Origin of the sequence: Streptomyces sp. NBC_00377 (assembly GCF_036075115.1) — a bacterium.
Taxonomy (GTDB): Bacteria; Actinomycetota; Actinomycetes; order Streptomycetales; family Streptomycetaceae; genus Streptomyces.
This window is the reverse complement of record NZ_CP107958.1, coordinates 3,625,777-3,642,114: the sequence shown is the minus strand read 5'-3', so window position 1 is coordinate 3,642,114 and position 16,338 is coordinate 3,625,777. Positions and strand designations below refer to the sequence as shown.

General features: G+C 72.0%; 18 protein-coding genes. 11 read left to right on the top strand and 7 right to left on the bottom strand.

The window, feature by feature from the left end; genetic code table 11:
• Positions 1-77 precede the first annotated feature (77 nt).
• The 4 genes from OHS71_RS16310 to OHS71_RS16295 are packed head-to-tail and all read left to right on the top strand — an operon-like array spanning position 78 to position 2,935.
• The gene (locus OHS71_RS16310) at positions 78-587 is read left to right on the top strand and encodes a phosphatase PAP2 family protein (protein WP_328480116.1); all 510 of its coding nucleotides are present in this window, start codon (positions 78-80) and stop codon (positions 585-587) included.
• Positions 580-1,533, top strand: coding sequence for a decaprenyl-phosphate phosphoribosyltransferase (locus OHS71_RS16305; protein WP_328480115.1), 954 nt, complete (start codon positions 580-582; stop codon positions 1,531-1,533). The genes OHS71_RS16310 and OHS71_RS16305 overlap by 8 nt, the downstream gene beginning before the upstream one ends.
• Entirely contained in the window at positions 1,530-2,030 is a 501-nt protein-coding gene (locus tag OHS71_RS16300) for a GtrA family protein (protein ID WP_328480114.1), read from the top strand. Before OHS71_RS16305 ends, OHS71_RS16300 begins: the two co-directional genes overlap by 4 nt.
• A complete protein-coding gene (locus OHS71_RS16295) occupies positions 2,018-2,935 on the top strand; it encodes a YihY/virulence factor BrkB family protein (RefSeq protein WP_328480113.1) in 918 nt (305 codons plus the stop codon). Before OHS71_RS16300 ends, OHS71_RS16295 begins: the two co-directional genes overlap by 13 nt.
• Here OHS71_RS16295 and OHS71_RS16290 read toward each other — a convergent pair.
• A complete protein-coding gene (locus tag OHS71_RS16290) occupies positions 2,889-4,250 on the bottom strand; it encodes a D-alanyl-D-alanine carboxypeptidase family protein (protein WP_328480112.1) in 1,362 nt (453 codons plus the stop codon). The two genes, OHS71_RS16295 and OHS71_RS16290, sit on opposite strands and share 47 nt — an antisense overlap.
• 91 nt (positions 4,251-4,341) lie before the next feature.
• On the opposite strand from OHS71_RS16290, the gene OHS71_RS16285 reads away from it, so the two are divergent.
• The 3 genes from OHS71_RS16285 (at position 4,342) to OHS71_RS16275 (ending at position 7,606) form a co-directional block, all read left to right on the top strand.
• The gene (locus OHS71_RS16285; RefSeq protein WP_328480111.1) at positions 4,342-4,581 is read left to right on the top strand and encodes an SCO4848 family membrane protein; all 240 of its coding nucleotides are present in this window, start codon (positions 4,342-4,344) and stop codon (positions 4,579-4,581) included.
• Between the two features lie 2 nt (positions 4,582-4,583).
• The gene (locus OHS71_RS16280; RefSeq protein WP_328480110.1) at positions 4,584-5,858 is read left to right on the top strand and encodes a metallophosphoesterase; all 1,275 of its coding nucleotides are present in this window, start codon (positions 4,584-4,586) and stop codon (positions 5,856-5,858) included.
• 194 nt (positions 5,859-6,052) lie between these two features.
• Positions 6,053-7,606 carry an ABC transporter substrate-binding protein gene (locus tag OHS71_RS16275; protein WP_328480109.1) on the top strand — a complete coding sequence of 518 codons (1,554 nt, stop codon included), beginning with the start codon at positions 6,053-6,055 and terminating at the stop codon, positions 7,604-7,606.
• Positions 7,607-7,736: 130 nt separating this feature from the next.
• Here OHS71_RS16275 and OHS71_RS16270 read toward each other — a convergent pair whose 3' ends face one another.
• The gene (locus OHS71_RS16270; protein ID WP_328480108.1) at positions 7,737-9,182 is read right to left on the bottom strand and encodes a sensor histidine kinase; all 1,446 of its coding nucleotides are present in this window, start codon (positions 9,180-9,182) and stop codon (positions 7,737-7,739) included.
• Positions 9,179-9,868 (bottom strand): response regulator transcription factor, encoded by a 690-nt coding sequence (locus OHS71_RS16265; protein ID WP_328480107.1) that lies wholly within the window; start codon positions 9,866-9,868, stop codon positions 9,179-9,181. Before OHS71_RS16265 ends, OHS71_RS16270 begins: the two co-directional genes overlap by 4 nt.
• Before the next feature lie 167 nt (positions 9,869-10,035).
• On the opposite strand from OHS71_RS16265, the gene OHS71_RS16260 reads away from it, so the two are divergent.
• The gene (locus OHS71_RS16260; protein ID WP_328484537.1) at positions 10,036-12,447 is read left to right on the top strand and encodes an MMPL family transporter; all 2,412 of its coding nucleotides are present in this window, start codon (positions 10,036-10,038) and stop codon (positions 12,445-12,447) included.
• Positions 12,448-12,500: 53 nt separating this feature from the next.
• On the opposite strand, the gene OHS71_RS16255 is transcribed toward OHS71_RS16260, so the two are convergent.
• The 4 genes from OHS71_RS16255 to OHS71_RS16240 form a co-directional block, all read right to left on the bottom strand.
• Positions 12,501-13,307, bottom strand: coding sequence for a TetR/AcrR family transcriptional regulator (locus OHS71_RS16255; protein WP_328480106.1), 807 nt, complete (start codon positions 13,305-13,307; stop codon positions 12,501-12,503).
• A gap of 10 nt (positions 13,308-13,317) precedes the next feature.
• A complete protein-coding gene (locus tag OHS71_RS16250; RefSeq protein ID WP_328484536.1) occupies positions 13,318-13,839 on the bottom strand; it encodes a thiol-disulfide oxidoreductase DCC family protein in 522 nt (173 codons plus the stop codon).
• A 5-nt stretch (positions 13,840-13,844) separates the two neighbouring features.
• A complete protein-coding gene (locus tag OHS71_RS16245; RefSeq protein WP_328480105.1) occupies positions 13,845-14,261 on the bottom strand; it encodes a hypothetical protein in 417 nt (138 codons plus the stop codon).
• An 89-nt stretch (positions 14,262-14,350) separates the two neighbouring features.
• Positions 14,351-14,758 carry a VOC family protein gene (locus tag OHS71_RS16240; protein ID WP_328480104.1) on the bottom strand — a complete coding sequence of 136 codons (408 nt, stop codon included), beginning with the start codon at positions 14,756-14,758 and terminating at the stop codon, positions 14,351-14,353.
• A 139-nt stretch (positions 14,759-14,897) separates the two neighbouring features.
• On the opposite strand from OHS71_RS16240, the gene OHS71_RS16235 reads away from it, so the two are divergent.
• The 3 genes from OHS71_RS16235 (at position 14,898) to OHS71_RS16225 (ending at position 16,303) form a co-directional block, all read left to right on the top strand.
• The gene (locus OHS71_RS16235; protein ID WP_328480103.1) at positions 14,898-15,392 is read left to right on the top strand and encodes a TM2 domain-containing protein; all 495 of its coding nucleotides are present in this window, start codon (positions 14,898-14,900) and stop codon (positions 15,390-15,392) included.
• Positions 15,385-15,804 (top strand): DUF2752 domain-containing protein, encoded by a 420-nt coding sequence (locus OHS71_RS16230; protein WP_328480102.1) that lies wholly within the window; start codon positions 15,385-15,387, stop codon positions 15,802-15,804. The genes OHS71_RS16235 and OHS71_RS16230 overlap by 8 nt, the downstream gene beginning before the upstream one ends.
• A 235-nt stretch (positions 15,805-16,039) precedes the next feature.
• Positions 16,040-16,303, top strand: a complete 264-nt coding sequence (locus OHS71_RS16225) for a TM2 domain-containing protein (RefSeq protein WP_328480101.1) — start codon at positions 16,040-16,042, stop codon at positions 16,301-16,303.
• The last annotated feature ends 35 nt before the right edge of the window (positions 16,304-16,338 follow it).

Below are 16,338 nucleotides of genomic sequence, written 5' to 3'. Positions count from 1 at the left end.
CTCTATATGGGTGATTAATGGTATGTCGCTCAATATTGCCGGAATTTCGGGACGGTCGGCGTGAACAGTGGGTCCGCATGGACGAACTCGACGACCTGGACCACCGGATCCTCTCGGCGCTCCGCGCCCGGGGCGCGGACCCACGCGTCGCCCGTGCCGCGCGCGCCCTCTCCTGGGCGGGCGAACACGGCGCCGTGTGGCTCGCGGCGGGCGTCGTGGGAGCGGCCGTGGACGGCCCCCGGCGCGGTGCCTGGCTGCGCGCCACCGCGCTCACCGCGGGCGCGCACGCCGTCAGCGTGGGAGTGAAACGGATCGTCCGGCGCCCACGCCCCACCCGCGTCGAACCCCTCGTGCGCACCGCGGGACGGCACTCCTTCCCCAGCTCGCACGCCACCTCCGCCACGGCCGCGGCCGTCGCCTACGGCGCCCTCGGGGTGCACGCCGCCGCCCCGCTCGCCGCCGCGATGTGTCTCTCCCGCCTGGTCGTCGGCGTCCACCACCCCTCCGACGTGGCGGCGGGCGCGGCGCTGGGGGCGCTCACCGCCCGGCTGGGGGCGCGCTGGATGAGAGAGGCACACCATGGCTGAGACACTGCTCCACCCACAGCGCTCCCCCCGCCCCCCGGCCCCCCGGCCCCCGATCCGCCACCCCGGCACCCTCGTCGGCGGAATTGTCCGGACCACCCGCCCCAAGCAGTGGATCAAGAACGTCCTGGTGGTGGCCGCTCCCGCCGCGGCCGGCCGGCTGTTCTCCCTGCACGCGCTGAGCCGGCTCGCCCTCGTCTTCGCCCTGTTCACCGCCTGCGCCGCCGCCGTCTACCTGGTCAACGACGCCCGTGACGCCGAGGCCGACCGCGCCCACCCCACCAAACGGCGCCGCCCGATCGCCGCCGGACAGGTCCCGGTGCCCGTCGCCTACGGAGTCGCCGGCGTCCTCGCCGTCCTCGCACCGGCCGTCGCGCTCCGGCTGGCGACACCCGCCGTCGCGCTGCTCCTCACCGCCTACCTGGGCATGCAACTGGCCTACTGCGTCAGCCTGAAGCACGTTCTGGTCGTCGACCTGGTGGTGGTCACGACCGGCTTCCTGATGCGGGCGGCGGCCGGCGGACTCGCCCTCGGCATCCCCCTCTCCCGCTGGTTCCTGATCACCACCGGCTTCGGTGCGCTGTTCATGGTCGCCGCCAAGCGCTACTCCGAGGCCGTCCAGATGGCCGGCACGGCGGGCGCCACACGCGTGCTGCTCACCGAGTACACCACCGGCTACCTGCGCTTCGTCTGGCAACTGGCGGCCGGCGTCGCCGTGCTCGGCTACTGCCTGTGGGCCCTGGGGGAGGGCGGCGTCCCGCACACGAGCGTGCTGCCCTGGCGGCAGCTGTCCGTGGTCGCCTTCGTCCTGGCGGTCCTGAGGTACGCCGTATTCGCCGACCGGGGCACCGCGGGAGAGCCCGAGGAGGTCGTCCTGGGCGACCGCGCCCTCGCCCTGATCGGGCTGGCCTGGCTGGCCATGTACGGCCTCGCGGTGGCCAACTGGTGAGCCACGCGCGCGCGGCGCGAAGGACCGGCTGGCGAGGGCGCGAACTGCTGGGCTTCGCCACCGCGGGACTCCTCGCCTACGCCGCCGACCTCACCCTGTTCCTGTGTCTGCGCGGCCCCGCCGGCGCCGGCCCGCTCACCGCCAAGGCGCTGTCCTTCCTGGTGGGCTGCGCGGTCGCCTACGCGGGCAACGCGCTCGGCACCTACCGGGACACCCGCCCGCGCGGCCTGCGCCCCTGTGCCGTGTTCCTCGCGGTGAACCTGGCCGGCGCCCTGGTCCAGCTCCTCTGCCTCGCCGTCAGCCACTACGGCCTCGGCCTGACCTCCCGGCGCGCGGACACCGTCTCCGGCGCCGGGATCGGCATGGCGCTGGCCACCGTCCTGCGTTTCTGGGGTACCCGGACCCTGGTGTTCCGCGACATACGTGCCGACAATCGCGTCGGCGGTACGCGCGTCGTTCCTGCGGACAGGGGCAGACTCGGATCATGGACTGGCTGAAGAGGCTTCCCGGCATCGGGCCCTGGGTCGCACGCCTCATGGCCACGCACGCGTGGCGGTCGTACGAGCGGCTGGACCGGGTGAAGTGGACGCGGCTGGCCGCCGCGATGACGTTCGTGAGCTTCGTCGCGCTCTTCCCGCTGCTGACCGTGGCCGCCGCCGTCGCTGCCGCCACGCTGAGCGACGACCGGCAGCAGGAACTCCAGGACAAGATCGCCGACCAGGTCCCCGGCATCTCCGACCAGCTGGACATCAACAGCCTGGTCCAGAACGCGGGCACCGTCGGCTCCATCGCCGGTGCGGTGCTGCTGCTCACCGGCATCGGCTGGGTCGGCCAGGTGCGGGACTGTCTGCGCGCGGTGTGGGAGCGGCCCGACCGCGACGAGAACCCGCTCCTGCGCAAGGCCAAGGACGCGGGCGTCCTCGTCGGCCTCGGCGGCGCCGTCCTGTTCACCCTCGCCATCTCCACCGTCGCCTCGGCCCTGGTCGGCTGGCTCACCGACCAGACCGGCATCGACAAGGAGGGCTGGGGCACCGTCCTGCTGCGCGTCGCCGCCTTCGCCGTCGCCGTGCTCGCCGACTTCCTGCTCCTGCTCTACGTCCTCACCCTGCTGCCCGGCGTCGAACCCCCGCGCCGCCGCCTCGTGGTGGCCGCGCTGATCGGCGCCATCGGGTTCGAACTGCTGAAGCTGCTGCTGAGCGGCTACATGCAGGGCGTGGCAGCCAAGAGCATGTACGGCGCGTTCGGCGTGCCCATCGCCCTGCTGCTGTGGATCAACTTCACCGCGAAGCTGGTCCTGTACTGCGCGGCCTGGACGGCGACCGGCAGCGTCCCCGACGACCCGCGGGACATCGACGTCAGCGACGACGTCGTACCAGGTCCGGCAGCGGCCAGCGGCGGTTGACCAGGAACGCGCCGCCCGCCAGCAGCACCAGCAGACCGCCGGCGACGGCCAGCGCGATCCACATGCCGCCCGAGCCGTTCCCGGTCACCGCGCCCGCCACCGGCCTCGCCGACACGTCGCCCGCACCGCCTGCCTGCCCGGATCCCTCGGAGGAGGACGGTTTGGCGCCGGGCTGCGCGGCCTGCTCGGAGCCCTTCGGCGCGACCAGCTCACCGACCGGCGTCACCTTGCCGGCCGCCTGGAAGCCCCAGTCCAGCAGGGCGGCGGTCTCCTTGTAGACCTCGTTGTGGCCGGTCTTCTCCGGGTTCATGACCGTGACGAGCAGCACCTTGCCGTTGCGCTCGGCGACTCCGGTGAACGTGGCGCCCGCGTTGGTGGTGTTGCCGTTCTTCACGCCCGCGATGCCCGGGTACTGGGAGATGTCGTAGTCGCCGCTGAGCAGCCGGTTGGTGTTCTGGATCTCGAAGGTCCCGCGGGTCGTCCGGCCCTTCTTGTTCTTCGTCGTCTCGCCGGGGAACTTGGCGGTGACGGTCGAGCAGTACTCCCGGAAGTCCGCCTTCTGAAGGCCGGACCGGGCGAACAGGGTCAGGTCGTACGCGGAGGAGACCTGGCGGGGGGCGTCGTAGCCGTCGGGGGAGACGACGTGCGTGTCGAGGGCCTGGAGTTCCTCGGCGTGCTCGTTCATCTGCTGGACGGTCTTGGTGATGCCGCCGTTCATCGCCGACAGGACGTGCACCGCGTCGTTGCCCGAGCGCAGGAAGACGCCGAGCCACAGGTCGTGGACCGTGTACGCCTCGCCCTCCTTTATGCCGACGAGGCTGGAACCCGACCCCATGCCGGCCAGGTCGCTCGCCGCGACCTTGTGCACGGTGGTCCGGGGGAACCTCGGCAGGACGGTGTCGGCGAAGAGCATCTTCATCGTGCTGGCCGGGGGCAGCCGCCAGTGCGCGTTGTGCGCGGCGAGCACGTCCCCCGACTCGGCGTCCGCGACGATCCACGACCGGGCGGTGAGGTCCTTCGGCAGCACGGGCGCGCCGCCCGCGATCGCCACCTGTGTCCCGGCCTGCCCGAGCCGCGTGCCGCCCACGGACGACATGTTCGCCGGGGGAGCGACCGACGGCGAGGCAGACGTCGACGGCGAGGCGGAGCGGCCCGCCGACGGGGACACGGACGCCGTCGGTGAGCCGGACGCGGCCGGGGACGGGGACGGGCCCGGCGCCGCGAGCGAGACGGGCGCGGTGAGCGCGAGGGACGCGAGGGACGCGGAGGCGACCAGCAGGGATCGCCTGACGGTCCGGATCAAGGGTGCGGGCACGACGCAGAACGTACCTGGCACGTGACGGGAAGTCCCGTCGCCCTCCCCACCCCGGTCACGGAACCGGACAGTCGCCGGTGATACTGAACCCATGAAGCTCAGCCGCCCCGTCTCCTGGTTCCTGCTCGCCTTCGGGGTGTGGAGCTGGATCATCTGGGTCACTTTCGTCAAGAACCTGATCAAGGACAGCAGCGGACTCGCGTTCGACGACGGCGACCCCACGGCGTACTTCTGGGTGCACCTGACGCTCGCTGTCGTCTCCTTCGTATTGGGGACGGTCGTGGGGGGCATCGGGTTGCGTGGGCTGCGCGCACTGCGGCGGGCGTCATAGCCATGGTGATCGTCTTCGTGCTGCTCGCCCTGGCCGTGCTGGTCGCGGCCAACTGGTATCTGTGGCGACGGCTGTTCCGCGATACCACCCGCGGCCCCGGCCGGGCACGCCGCGGCGGCGCTGTGCTGATCGCCGGCGGCTGGGCCCTCGCGATCGGCGCGCTGGTCGGCGAACGCACCGGAGCGCCCTTCTGGCTCCAGCGCGTCATGGCCTGGCCGGGCTTCCTGTGGATGGCCCTGTCGGTCTACCTCCTGCTGGCCGTGCTCGCGGCCGAGGCCGTACGGCCCCTGCTGCACCGCTTCCCGAGCAGGCGGGCGTCCGCCGAGACGCCCGTCGCGCGGCCGGAGCCGGTCCCGGCGGGGGCGTCCAAACCGGAACGGCCGGAGCAGCCGGAGCAATCGGAGCAATCGGAGCGGCCGGAGCCCGAGGAGCCCGCAAAGCCGTTCCCGGCCCCCTCCCGGCGTCTCTTCGTCTCCCGGGTGGTGGGCGGAGCGGCGGCCGCGGCCGCCGTCGGAACGGTCGGCTACGGCACCTACGGCGTGCTGCGCGGCCCCCGGGTCAAGCGGGTCACGGTGCCCCTGGCCAAGCTTGCGCGGGGCGCCCACGGCTACCGGATCGCGGTCGTCAGCGACATCCATCTGGGCCCGGTCCTCGGCCGGGGCTTCGCGCAGAAGGTCGTCGACACGATCAACGCGACGCAGCCCGACCTGATCGCGGTCGTCGGCGACCTGGTCGACGGCAGCGTGAAGGACCTGGGCCCGGCCGCGGCCCCGCTGGCCGGGCTGAAGGCCCGTCAGGGCAGCTTCTTCGTCACCGGCAACCACGAGTACTTCTCCGGCGCCGAACAGTGGGTCGAGGAGGTGCGGCGGCTCGGCCTGAACCCCCTGGAGAACGCCCGTACGGAGCTGCCCTGGTTCGACCTGGCCGGCGTCAACGACATCGCGGGCGAGAGCGAGGGCCAAGGGCCCGACTTCGCCCGCGCGCTCGGCGACCGGGACACCACGCGCGCGTGTGTGCTCCTCGCCCACCAGCCCGTCCAGATCCACGACGCCGTACGCCACGGCGTCGACCTCCAGCTCTCCGGACACACCCACGGCGGCCAGCTGTGGCCCGGCAACCTCCTCGCGTCCGCCGCGAATCCCACCGTCGCAGGGCTGGAGCGCTACGGCGACACCCAGCTGTACGTGTCCCGGGGCGCCGGCGCCTGGGGGCCGCCCACCCGGGTGGGAGCCCCCTCCGACATCACCGTCGTGGAACTGGCCTCCCCACACGCCTGACGATCCGTCAAAACCCTGTGCAGCGGCTGTGAAACGCGTCCGAAACGCGGCGTCGGTAAGTTCTTTCCCATCTCGCCGGAAGTCCCTTCCCCCGTGCGAAACACGTGTGATTAGGTGAGCCCGCCGCCAAGGGGAGCGGCACTTTTTTCTGTGGACTGGGCCCGTCCGGCGGCCTGGGGAGGCAGGGCATCACCATGCGATCTGTTCGCATGCGGATCCTCATGACGCTGCTGGTTCTCGCGGTCGTCGGAGTGGGTGGCTGGCAGTTGCTGCCGACGCAGGACAGCGGGGGCGCGGTCATCAAGGTCGGCACCACCGACACCGTCACCTCGCTCGACCCGGCGGGCGCCTACGACGCCGGCTCATGGGCGTTGTTCAGCAACGTCTTCCAATCGCTGCTGACGTACGTGCCGGGCGGCGCCTCGCCCGTGCCGGACGCGGCCAGGAGCTGTTCCTTCGCCAAGGGCAGCCTCGTCACGTACACCTGCAAGCTGCGCGACGACCTCACCTTCGGCAGCGGCGCCAGGGTGACCGCCGAGGACGTGAAGTTCTCCTTCGACCGGGTCAAGAAGATCAACTCGGATGTCGGCCCCGCCTCCCTGTTCTCCACCCTGAAGTCGGTGGACGCCCACGACCTGACCGTCACCTTCCACCTGTCGTCGCCGGACGCCACCTTCCCGTTCAAGGTGGCCACCGGAGCCGGCTCGATCGTCGACCACACCCGCTACCCGGCGGACGCACTGCGCCCCGGCAGCCGCGTCGACGGCACCGGCCCCTACGACCTGACGGGGTACACGAAGGGCAAGAAGGTCGCGCTGTCGCCCAACACGCGCTACAAGGGCGCCGTGTCGACCGGTTCACCCATCGAGCTGCGGTACTACTCCGACCCCGACGCGCTGGAGAAGGCGTGGAAGGCCAAGGACGTCCAGGCCGCGACCCGTCAGCTTCCGCCCGCCGTGCTGGCCGCCCTGAACACCAGCGACCCCGACCAGCGCGTCTACGAGGCCGAGGCGGCCGAGACCCGCAACCTGTACTTCGACACCCGCTCCGGCTCACCGCTGCACGACACCGGCGTCCGCAGGGCGATGGCCTGGCTGATCGACCGTGACCGGCTGGCGGCGAGCGTGTACGACGGAACCGTCGAGCCGCTGTACTCGCTCGTCCCGACCGGCATCACCGGCCACACCACCTCCTTCTTCGACAACTACCCGGCGCGGAGCGCCCAGAAGGCCCGCGAGCTCCTGAAGTCGGCAGGCGTCGCCGTCCCGGTGAAGTTCACCTACGGCTACGGGCTGGGCAGCGGCGCCGCGGCGGCCGAGGCCAAGGAGGTCAAGCGGCAGCTGGAGGCGAGCGGGCTGTTCGAGGTGGACGTCAAAGCTTTCCCCTGGGCCGAGTTCCAGAAGCAGTGGGCCGGCGGCAAACTCGACGCGTACGCCGTCGGCTGGGTCGCCGACTATCCCGACCCGGACACCTTCGCGGGCCCGCTCGTCGGCACCGGCTCCACCATGAACACCGGCTACAGCAGCAAGGCGGTCGACGACTACATCGCCGCGAGCCGGCAGTTCGCCGACCGCAGCCGGGTCGCCGGCGACTTCCGCGACCTCCAGAAGGTCATCGCCGAGGACGTGCCGGTCATCCCGCTGTGGCAGCGCAAGGAGTACGTCGTCACCAGCTCGGACGTCGGCGGCGGCCAGTTCCTGGCGGACGGCGACGGCGTGTTCCGCCTCTGGAAACTCGACTGGATCTGAGGCGGGTCCCGCACCCGGTCCCGCGGACGGGGTGCCTGTGGACGGGTGGGCCTGTGGACGGGTGGGCCTGTGGACGGGTGGACCGGCGGGCCCCCTCCCGGCCACCGCACAGGCCGCGGCGCGCTCGCGCTCAGAGACAGGCGTCCGGGCGGGTCGGCAGCGTCACCGTCACCGCGAGTCCCTCGCCCGGCGCCGTCCGCACGCTCACCTCGCCGCCGTGCGCCTGTACGACGCCCTGCACGATCGCCAGGCCCAGCCCGCTGCCCGCCCCGCCGCCGGCCCGGAAGAAGCGGTCGAAGACCCGCGCCGCGTCCTCGGAGCACAGCCCGGGCCCCTCGTCCTGCACCGACAGCCGTACCACCCCGTCGACCCGCTCCACCCCGAGCCGCACCGGCACCTCGGCCGACGTGTGCGTGCGCACGTTGGCCACCAGATTGCCCAGCACCTGCCGCAGCCCCGACTCGTCGGCCCGCACCAGCACGGCCCCGTCGGCCTCCACCGTCACCGGCCGCCCGGGCTGCTGCGCGCGCAGGTCCTGCGCCGAGTCACGCACCAGAGCGCTCACGTCGACGCCCCGCAGCCGCAGTTCGGGCCGCTGGTCGAGGCGGGCCAGCGTGAGCAGCTCGTCGACGAGCCGGCCCATGCGGTCCACCTCGCCGTTCATCCGGTCCCAGGCCCGCCGGCGCTCCTCCGGCTCGACCAGCATCCCCTGGTCGTACAGCTGGAGGTAACCGCGGATCGCGGAGAGCGGGGTGCGCAGTTCGTGCGAGGCGTCGGCCACGAAGCGGCGCAACTGGGCCGCGCTGCGCTCGCGGGTGCGGTACGCGGTCTCCACCTGGTGGAGCATGGAGTTCAGGGCGAGCCGCAGCTGTTCCACCTCCTGGGCGGGGTGGTGGCTGGAGGGCACCCGCCGGGTCAGGTCCCCCTCTGCGATCGCCGACGACGTCTCCACCATGTCCTCCAGCGGCCGCATCCGCCGCCGCACGCTGAACAGGGTCAGACAGGCGAGCAGGGCCAGCAGCAGCGTCCCTACCGCCAGGTCGAGCTTCAGGGCCTTGGCTATGCCCTTGTGGAGGGCCTCGGTGGAGGTCGCCAGCAGGATGTACGTGCCGTCGGTGAGCCGGGTCGCGGTCACCCGGTACGCGGCGCCGCGCACGCTCACGTCGTGCGGGTCGGCGTCGCGCACGAGCGCTGCCGGGTCGTGCACGGCCTTCGCGAGGCCGCGCTGGTCCTCGGTCGGCGCGATGCCGAAGAGGGACAGGGCCTCGCCCTCGTCGTCCACGGCGGTGAACACGGAGTCCGGCGCCGGCCGGTCCGCGGAGTACTCGGGCACCAGCCGGTCGTGGACGAAGCCCAGGACGCTCAGCGAGTCGATCTGCCGCAGGGTGAGCTGCGAACTCCCCAGCGAGGTACGCGTCTTGGTGAGCTCGGAGTCGACCTGGTCCAGGAGGTAGTGCCGCATCGCCATGAGGCTGACGGCGGTGGCCGCGACGATGCCGATCGCGAGCAGCCCGACGTTGGCCGCCGTCAGCTTGCCGCGCAGGGAGTGGATGCCGTGCCGGTGGATCCGCTTCACGCCAGTCCGTATCCCACGCCCCGCCGGGTGGTGATCACCGGTGGCCCCAGGACGTCCAGCTTGCGCCGCAGATAGCTGATGTAGGTCTCGACGACCGTCGACTCCGGCGGGGTGTGCTCGTAACTCCAGACATGGCGCAGGAGCTGCTCCTTGGGGACGATGCGGCCGCCGTTGCGCACCAGGAACCGCAGCAGCGCGTACTCGGTGGGGGTGAGCTCGACCGAGCGGCCCGCGCGGTGCACGCTGTACGTCGTCTCGTCGAGCTCCAGGTCGCCGTAGCGCAGCGGTGGCCGCTGCGGAAGGACGTCGGCGGGCCGGGTACGGCGCAGCACGGCGGTGATGCGGGCCACGACCACGTCGATGTCGAACGGTTTGGTGATGTAGTCGTCGCCGAAGCCGAGGGCGCCGACGATCTCGGCCGGCGCGTCGCGCGCGGTGAGGAACACCAGCGCCAGGTCCGGCCTGCGCCCCCGCAGTTCACGCCCCAGGGCCCGGCCGTCGCCGTCCGGCAGCATCACGTCCAGCAGGGCCACGTCCGGCCGGGTGCGGTCGGCGAGGGCGAGGGCCTCACGGACGGTGCCCGCCGTCATGACCTCGAAGCGGTGGTAGCGCAGGGCGATGGCGAGGACGTCCGCGATGCTCGGTTCGTCCTCCACGACCAGCACGGTGCCGGAAGCCGTCGTCATGCCCCCCAGTATCGGTGCGTCCACCGACAATGGGGCCGGTTCGCACTTTGGAGTTCCTTGAGAGTCATGGCCACCGCATGCCACGCACGCGTGGCGCCGCCGATCCTGTTGCCCAGGACCCGGGGGACCGACCGACGATCTGCAGGAGGAGATGGAGCGTGGCGGCATTGGCACGCTGGTGCTATCGGCATCGGCTGGTGGTCCTGTTGCTCTGGGTGGGGGCGCTGTTCGGCCTGGGGTTCTCGGCCTCGACGGCGGGGACGGACTACGCGAACGTCTTCTCCCTCCCCGACACGGACTCCAAGAAGGCGTACGACCTGATGGAGAAGGCCTTCCCGGCGAGGGCGGGCGACACCGACACGGTGGTGTGGAAGGTCGACCGGGGCTCGGTACGCGACCAGGAGGTGCCCGCCCGGATCCAGCCCGCCCTCGACAAGATCGCGAAGATGAAGGGCGTCGGCGGGGTGACCGGCCCGTACACGGGGGGCGCGGCGCAGATCAGCGGCGACGGGCGGATCGCCTACGCCCAGATCACCTTCACCGAGCAGGCCAACGCCGTCCCCAAGGAACTCGTCCAGGACGTCGTCGACACCGCGCGCGGCGCCGCACGGGACGGTCTGGAGGTCGAGGTGGGCGGCCAGGCCGTCCAGCGGGTGCAGGAACCGCCCACCGGCCTCGCCGAGATGGTCGGCCTCGCGGCGGCGGCGGTCGTCCTGTTCCTGGCCTTCGGCTCGCTGTACGCGATGCTGCTGCCGCTCGCCGTGGCCGTCTTCGGCGTGGGCATGGGCCTGTTCTCGACGCAGCTGCTGAGCCACGTCACCGACATCCCCGACCTGGCGCCGCTGCTGTCCTCGCTGATCGGCCTCGGCGTCGGCATCGACTACGCCCTGTTCATCGTCACCCGGCACCGCAAGGGCGTCCTGCGCGGACTGGATCCGGAGGAGTCGGCGGTCACCGCCCTCAACACCTCCGGCCGGGCCGTGCTGTTCGCGGGCGGCACGGTGTGCATCGCGCTCGCCGGGATGCTCGTGACGAACCTGCGCTTCCTGGACGGCGTCGTCATCGGCACCTCCCTGACGGTGGTCCTGAGCGTCCTCGCCGCGACGACCCTGCTGCCCGCGCTGCTCGGCTTCCTCGGCGCGCGCGTGCTGAACCGCAAGCAGCGGCGTCTGCTGGCGGCGGGGAGCGAAGGAGATCCGGAGCGGGAGAGGGCGAGCGGTCCCGCCGCCCGCTGGTCGATGGGCGTGCAACGCCGGCCGCGGACGATCGCCGCGCTCGCGCTGGCCGTCATGGCCGTCCTCGCGCTTCCCGTTCTCTCGCTCCGCCTCGGTGCGACCGACCAGGGCAACGACGACGCCTCCACGACCACCCGCAAGGCCTACGACCTGCTCGCCGAGGGCTTCGGGCCGGGCTTCAACGGCCCCCTCCAGGTGGTCGTGGAGGGCGGTGACGCCACCGCCCTGGCCCGGGGCATCGACAAGACGCCCGGCGTCGCGCAGGTGGCCGCGCTGCCGCCCGCGGGCGGGGTCACGGTCATCCAGGTGGTCCCCACCACCTCACCGCAGTCCGAGCAGACGGACACCCTGATCGACCGGCTGCGCGACGACGTCATCCCCGAGGCCGGGGCGAAGGCGCACGTGGGCGGTGTGACGGCGGTCTCCAAGGACTTCGCGACGATCACCGGCGACCGTCTGCCCCTCTTCATCGCCACCATCATCGGCCTGGGCTTCCTGCTGCTCCTGGTCGCCTTCCGCTCCCTGGTGGTGCCGTTGACAGCGGCCGTGATGAACCTGGTCGCGGCCGCGGCCTCCTTCGGCGTCCTCGTCGCGGTCTTCCAGTGGGGCTGGGGCCTGGAACTGCTCGGACTCGGCAAGGAGGGCCCGATCAACGCCTTCCTTCCGGTCATCATGCTGTCCCTGCTGTTCGGCCTGTCGATGGACTACCAGGTCTTCCTGGTCAGCCGGATGCACGAGGAGTGGGTGCACACCAGGGACAACGCGCGGGCGGTCCGGGTGGGCCTCGCGGAGACCAGCCGGGTCATCAACTCCGCGGCCCTGATCATGGTGTGCGTCTTCCTCGCCTTCGTGCTCAGCGGCGACTCGGGCGCGGCGATGGCGGGCGTGGGCCTCGCTGCCGCGGTCGCGCTGGACGCGTTCATCCTGCGTACGGCGCTGGTGCCGGCCGCGATGCATCTGCTCGGCGACTCCAACTGGTGGCTGCCCGCGTGGCTGGAGAAGCGGCTGCCGCACCTCGCGGTCGAGCCGAAGGAGGAGGCGGCGGGGCCGGTCGCGGCGGGCGACGGCGGCCCGGCCTCGGTCGTCCACGGCTTCGTCCGCGACACGTCCGGTGACCCGGTGGAGGGCGCTACGGTCACCCTGGTGTCGCAGGGCGGACGGGAACTGGACCGGGTGGCCTCCCTCGCGGACGGCTCCTACATCCTGTCCGTCCCGGCCCCGGGCGCGTACCTGCTGGTGACGACGGCCGAGCCGCCCCTGCTGAAGCGCACCAGGCAACTGGACGTCGAGGGTGAGCCCCTGGTGTACGACGTCGAGCTGGAGGAGGGGGCCGAGGTCGGCTGAGTCACGTCCCGTCCGGGCCCGGTCGGGGCACGTCCGGTCCGGGTCCGGCGGGGTCACTCCCCGTCCGGGCCCGGCGGCCGCTTCTTCACCGGGTCCGGCAGGGCGTTCGTCATGCCGGGCAGGAAGTCCGTGAACAGGTCGTGCACCTCGAGGACGAGCGGTCGCAGCACCCGGAACCGGGCCAGCGCCACGCCCCGCGCGGTGAGGCGCGCGCCCCGCCCGGCCAGCCGGTAGCTGCGTTCGCGGCCCTCGGTGCGGTCGTAGATCCAGTACATGACGAGGCCCATCTGGGAGAGCCACATCAGTTCGGGAAGCACCTCCCGCAGTTCCTCCGGCACCTTGGCCCTGGACCCCGCGAGCACCTCCTTGTGGACGGCGATGGCCTCCACGCGCGCGTGCTCCGACTCGGCGGAGAAGGGGCTGAGGGGGCTGTCCGGGTCGGCCGCGTTCTTGAAGAACTGGACCGCGAACTCGTGGTACGGCTCGGCCACCTCCAGCCAGACCCGCAACACGCCCGCCAGCCGGGCCTCCAGGCCGGTCTCCCGCGCCAGGACGTCCCGCACGGCCTCCCGGTGCTCGGCGGCCAGCCGGTCGTAGAAGCCCTGGATCAGGTGCTCCTTGCCGGCGAAGTAGTAGTACGCGTTGCCGACCGAGACGCCCGCCTCCTTGGCGATGGCCCGCATCGTCGTCTTGTCGTAGCCGCGCTCCTGGAACAGCCGCATCGCCGTCTCCAGGATCAGCGCGCGGGTCTGCTCGGACTTGGACGCGGGGGCGGCCTCATGAGGTCCGGCCGCGGGGGCGGCCTCATCGGGCTCGGTCGGGGAAGCGGCCTCGGCGGGACCGTCGTTGTTCGCGGGCACGTACAGGAGCCTAGCCAGTCGCGCACGTGCCGTCGGCACAGGTGGGCGGCTCGTAGGCCCAGCCGCGCCGCGGGTCGTACGACCACCCGTCGCCGCGGTGGTAGACGCCCCCGCCCCAGCCCGCCGTCCGCCCCTGTCCGTCGCGCCACCTGGCGGCGGCGAGCACGGCGCCCCGTGCCAGCTTCGCCCCGGCGGGGGTGCTCAGCCGGTGGGACATCGGGCGGTACTCGCGCAGGGCCCACAGGGTGACGATCCAGGCGGCGGCGCCCCGGTAGACCTGGCCCGAGTCGCCGACGACGGTGATCTCGTCGAGGGTCGCGCGGTGGTCGAGGCCGGGGAAGCGGGCGGCCGCCTGCGCCGACCCGGCCGGCACGAAGTCCAGCGGCACCAGCTGCCGCTGCCGGCCCAGCCAGTCGCGCAGGAAGGCGCACAGCGAGCAGTCGGCGTCGTGCAGGACGGTGAGCCGGCGGACCGGGACGCGCGGGGCGTCCCGGCCTGCGGCGGTCCGGTCGGCGTCCCGGCCGGCGGCCATCGTGCTCACGCCCCGGCGGCGGGCGCCGAGGGGGCGGTCCAGCCCTGCGGGCCGACCGGCGGTACCTGCTCCCGCTCCATGACCCCGCGCCGCCGGATCCGGTTCAGCACGTACACGTTGGCCAGGTGCATCGCCCCGAGCACCAGGAGCACCACGCCCAGCTTGGTCGAGAGGGCCTCGAAGATGCCTCGGGTGTCCTCGATGGTGTCGTCGCCGCTCAGGTAGAGGGCGACGAAGCCGAGGTTGACCAGGTAGAAGCCGACCACCAGGAGGTGGTTGACGGCGTCGGCGAGTCTCTCGTTCCCCTGGAGCACGTCGGCGAGGAAGATCCGTCCGTGGTGACTGAGGGTCCTGGCCACCCAGACGGTCAGACCGATGCTGATGACCAGGTAGACGACGTAGGCGATGACCGTGCGGTCCATGTTCCCCACCATTTCTTGAACGCGTTCAAAACGCTGTCACGGGTGACTGTAGCGCTTGTTTTGAACACGTTCAACAGTGGGGGTGCCGCCTAGCGCCTCGCCAGTTCGGGCCGCTTGAGGTAGTCCGCGAACCCGAAGACGTTCCCCCAGGGGTCGGCGACCTCCACGGTCCATCCGGTGGCGGTGGAGAACGGCTTGTCCAGCGGGGCGATGCCGGCGTCGGCCAGTCGCCGGGCCGCGGCGCGGGCGTCCGGCACCTCCAGCCAGACCCGCACGGGCGGCCAGGGCGGCGGCCGGTGCGCCAGGGCCTCCTCCCGTCGCAGCAGGATCCCCGGCGTCTCGCACCCGGCCTTCAGCAGGGCGATCCCGGCCTCGTCGAACCGCAGCCCCACCACGAACCCGGCGCGCCGGTAGAAGTCGACGGCCTCGCCCAGGTCGCCGACGGGCAGCAATACGTTGTCGAAGCCGAGCAGCTCGTACGACTGGTCATCTGACATGTCGTCAGGTTAGGGGTGGCGGGCCCGGAATCCGGTCAGGACCACCCCGGTTACGGCGTGGCAGTTTTCCTGCTGCAAGATGTCCTGCACTCGTCTCACCTACGGATGATCCGATCACCTGACCTCGGGGGAACTCATCTTGTCCGAAACGCCGCAGCAGCCGCAGCCACCCCAGCAGCCGCCTCAGCCACCCCAGTCCGGCTACGGATCCCCCGGCGCAGGCGCCGGCGGCCCGCAGGACGCGGGTCAGCCCGGTCCGCCCGGTCCCGGCCCCTACGGCTACCCCCAGCCCGGTCCGCCGCACCCGGGCTACGCCCAGCCCGGATATCCCGGGCCGGGCTATCCCGGCCCCGGCTACATACCCCCCGGCACCTTCACCGGCGACCCGCAGGCTCCCTACGGGTACGACCGCATGGGCCGGCCCTACTCCGAGAAGTCGAAGATCATCGCGGGCGTGCTCCAGCTCACCCTGGGCAGCCTCGGCGTCGGCCGGTTCTACATGGGGAACGTCGGTATCGGGCTCGCCCAGCTGTTCACCTGCGGCGGCCTCGGCGTCTGGGCGCTGATCGACGGCATCATCCTGCTGGTCAGCGACGACAAGACCGACTCCGACGGACGGGTCCTGCGTGGCTGACCCGGGGCGCCCCGCCCCGGGGCGCCCCGCAGTGCTGCGGCACCCGGCGGCGGCCCCTCTCACGGTGCTCGCCGCCGGCGCGGCCGGTGCCGCCTACCTGTACGGCACCGACCCGCACCAGCCCGGTCACTGGCTCCCGCAGTGCCCCTTCCGGTTCGTCACGGGCCTGCTCTGCCCCGCCTGCGGCGGCACTCGCATGGTGTACGACCTGATGCACGGTCACTTCACCCAGGCCTGGCTGGACAACCGCGTCCTGCTGCTCGCCTCGCCGTTCGCGCTCGCGCTGCTGGCCCGCTGGATGTGGGCGGGCCTGCACGGCCGCACCTGGCATCCCCGCCTGGGAGCAAGGGGATCGACGGTCGTCCTCGGCATCGCGGTGACCTGGACGGTGGTCCGCAACATGATCGGCTGAGTTTGATCACGGATCAGGAACGAAGGATCATCCCTGCTCCCTTTTTACCCTCTGTTTAATTTAGGCTCACCTGTCACAGGGGGGACGTCCTGGCGCGGCCGAGGCCGTGCGGGGCGTGGGTCGAGATCGGTCGACGTCGGTCGACGCGGGGGTCCTGCGCGTCGTATCCCTCCTGCACTCCCTTTTCCGGAGCAGGCCGTCCCGGTCTCCCGCAGGCATTCCAGGAGCAGTTGTCATGACCGTCCCCACCCCGCAGGCCCCCTACGGGGTCGACCCGCTGGGTCGTCCGTACTCCGACAAGTCCAAGATCGTCGCCGGTATCCTCCAGATCTTCCTGGGCTCCCTCGGCATCGGACGCTTCTACGTCGGCTCCGTCGGCGTGGGCATCGCCCAACTCCTCACCTGCGGTGGCCTCGGCCTATGGGCGCTCATCGACGGCATCCTGTTCCTCACCAGCAACGACCGCACCGACAAGCAGGGCCGCGTCCTGCGCGGCTGACACCGGCATGGCGACACGGCGAGGGCCCCGCTCCT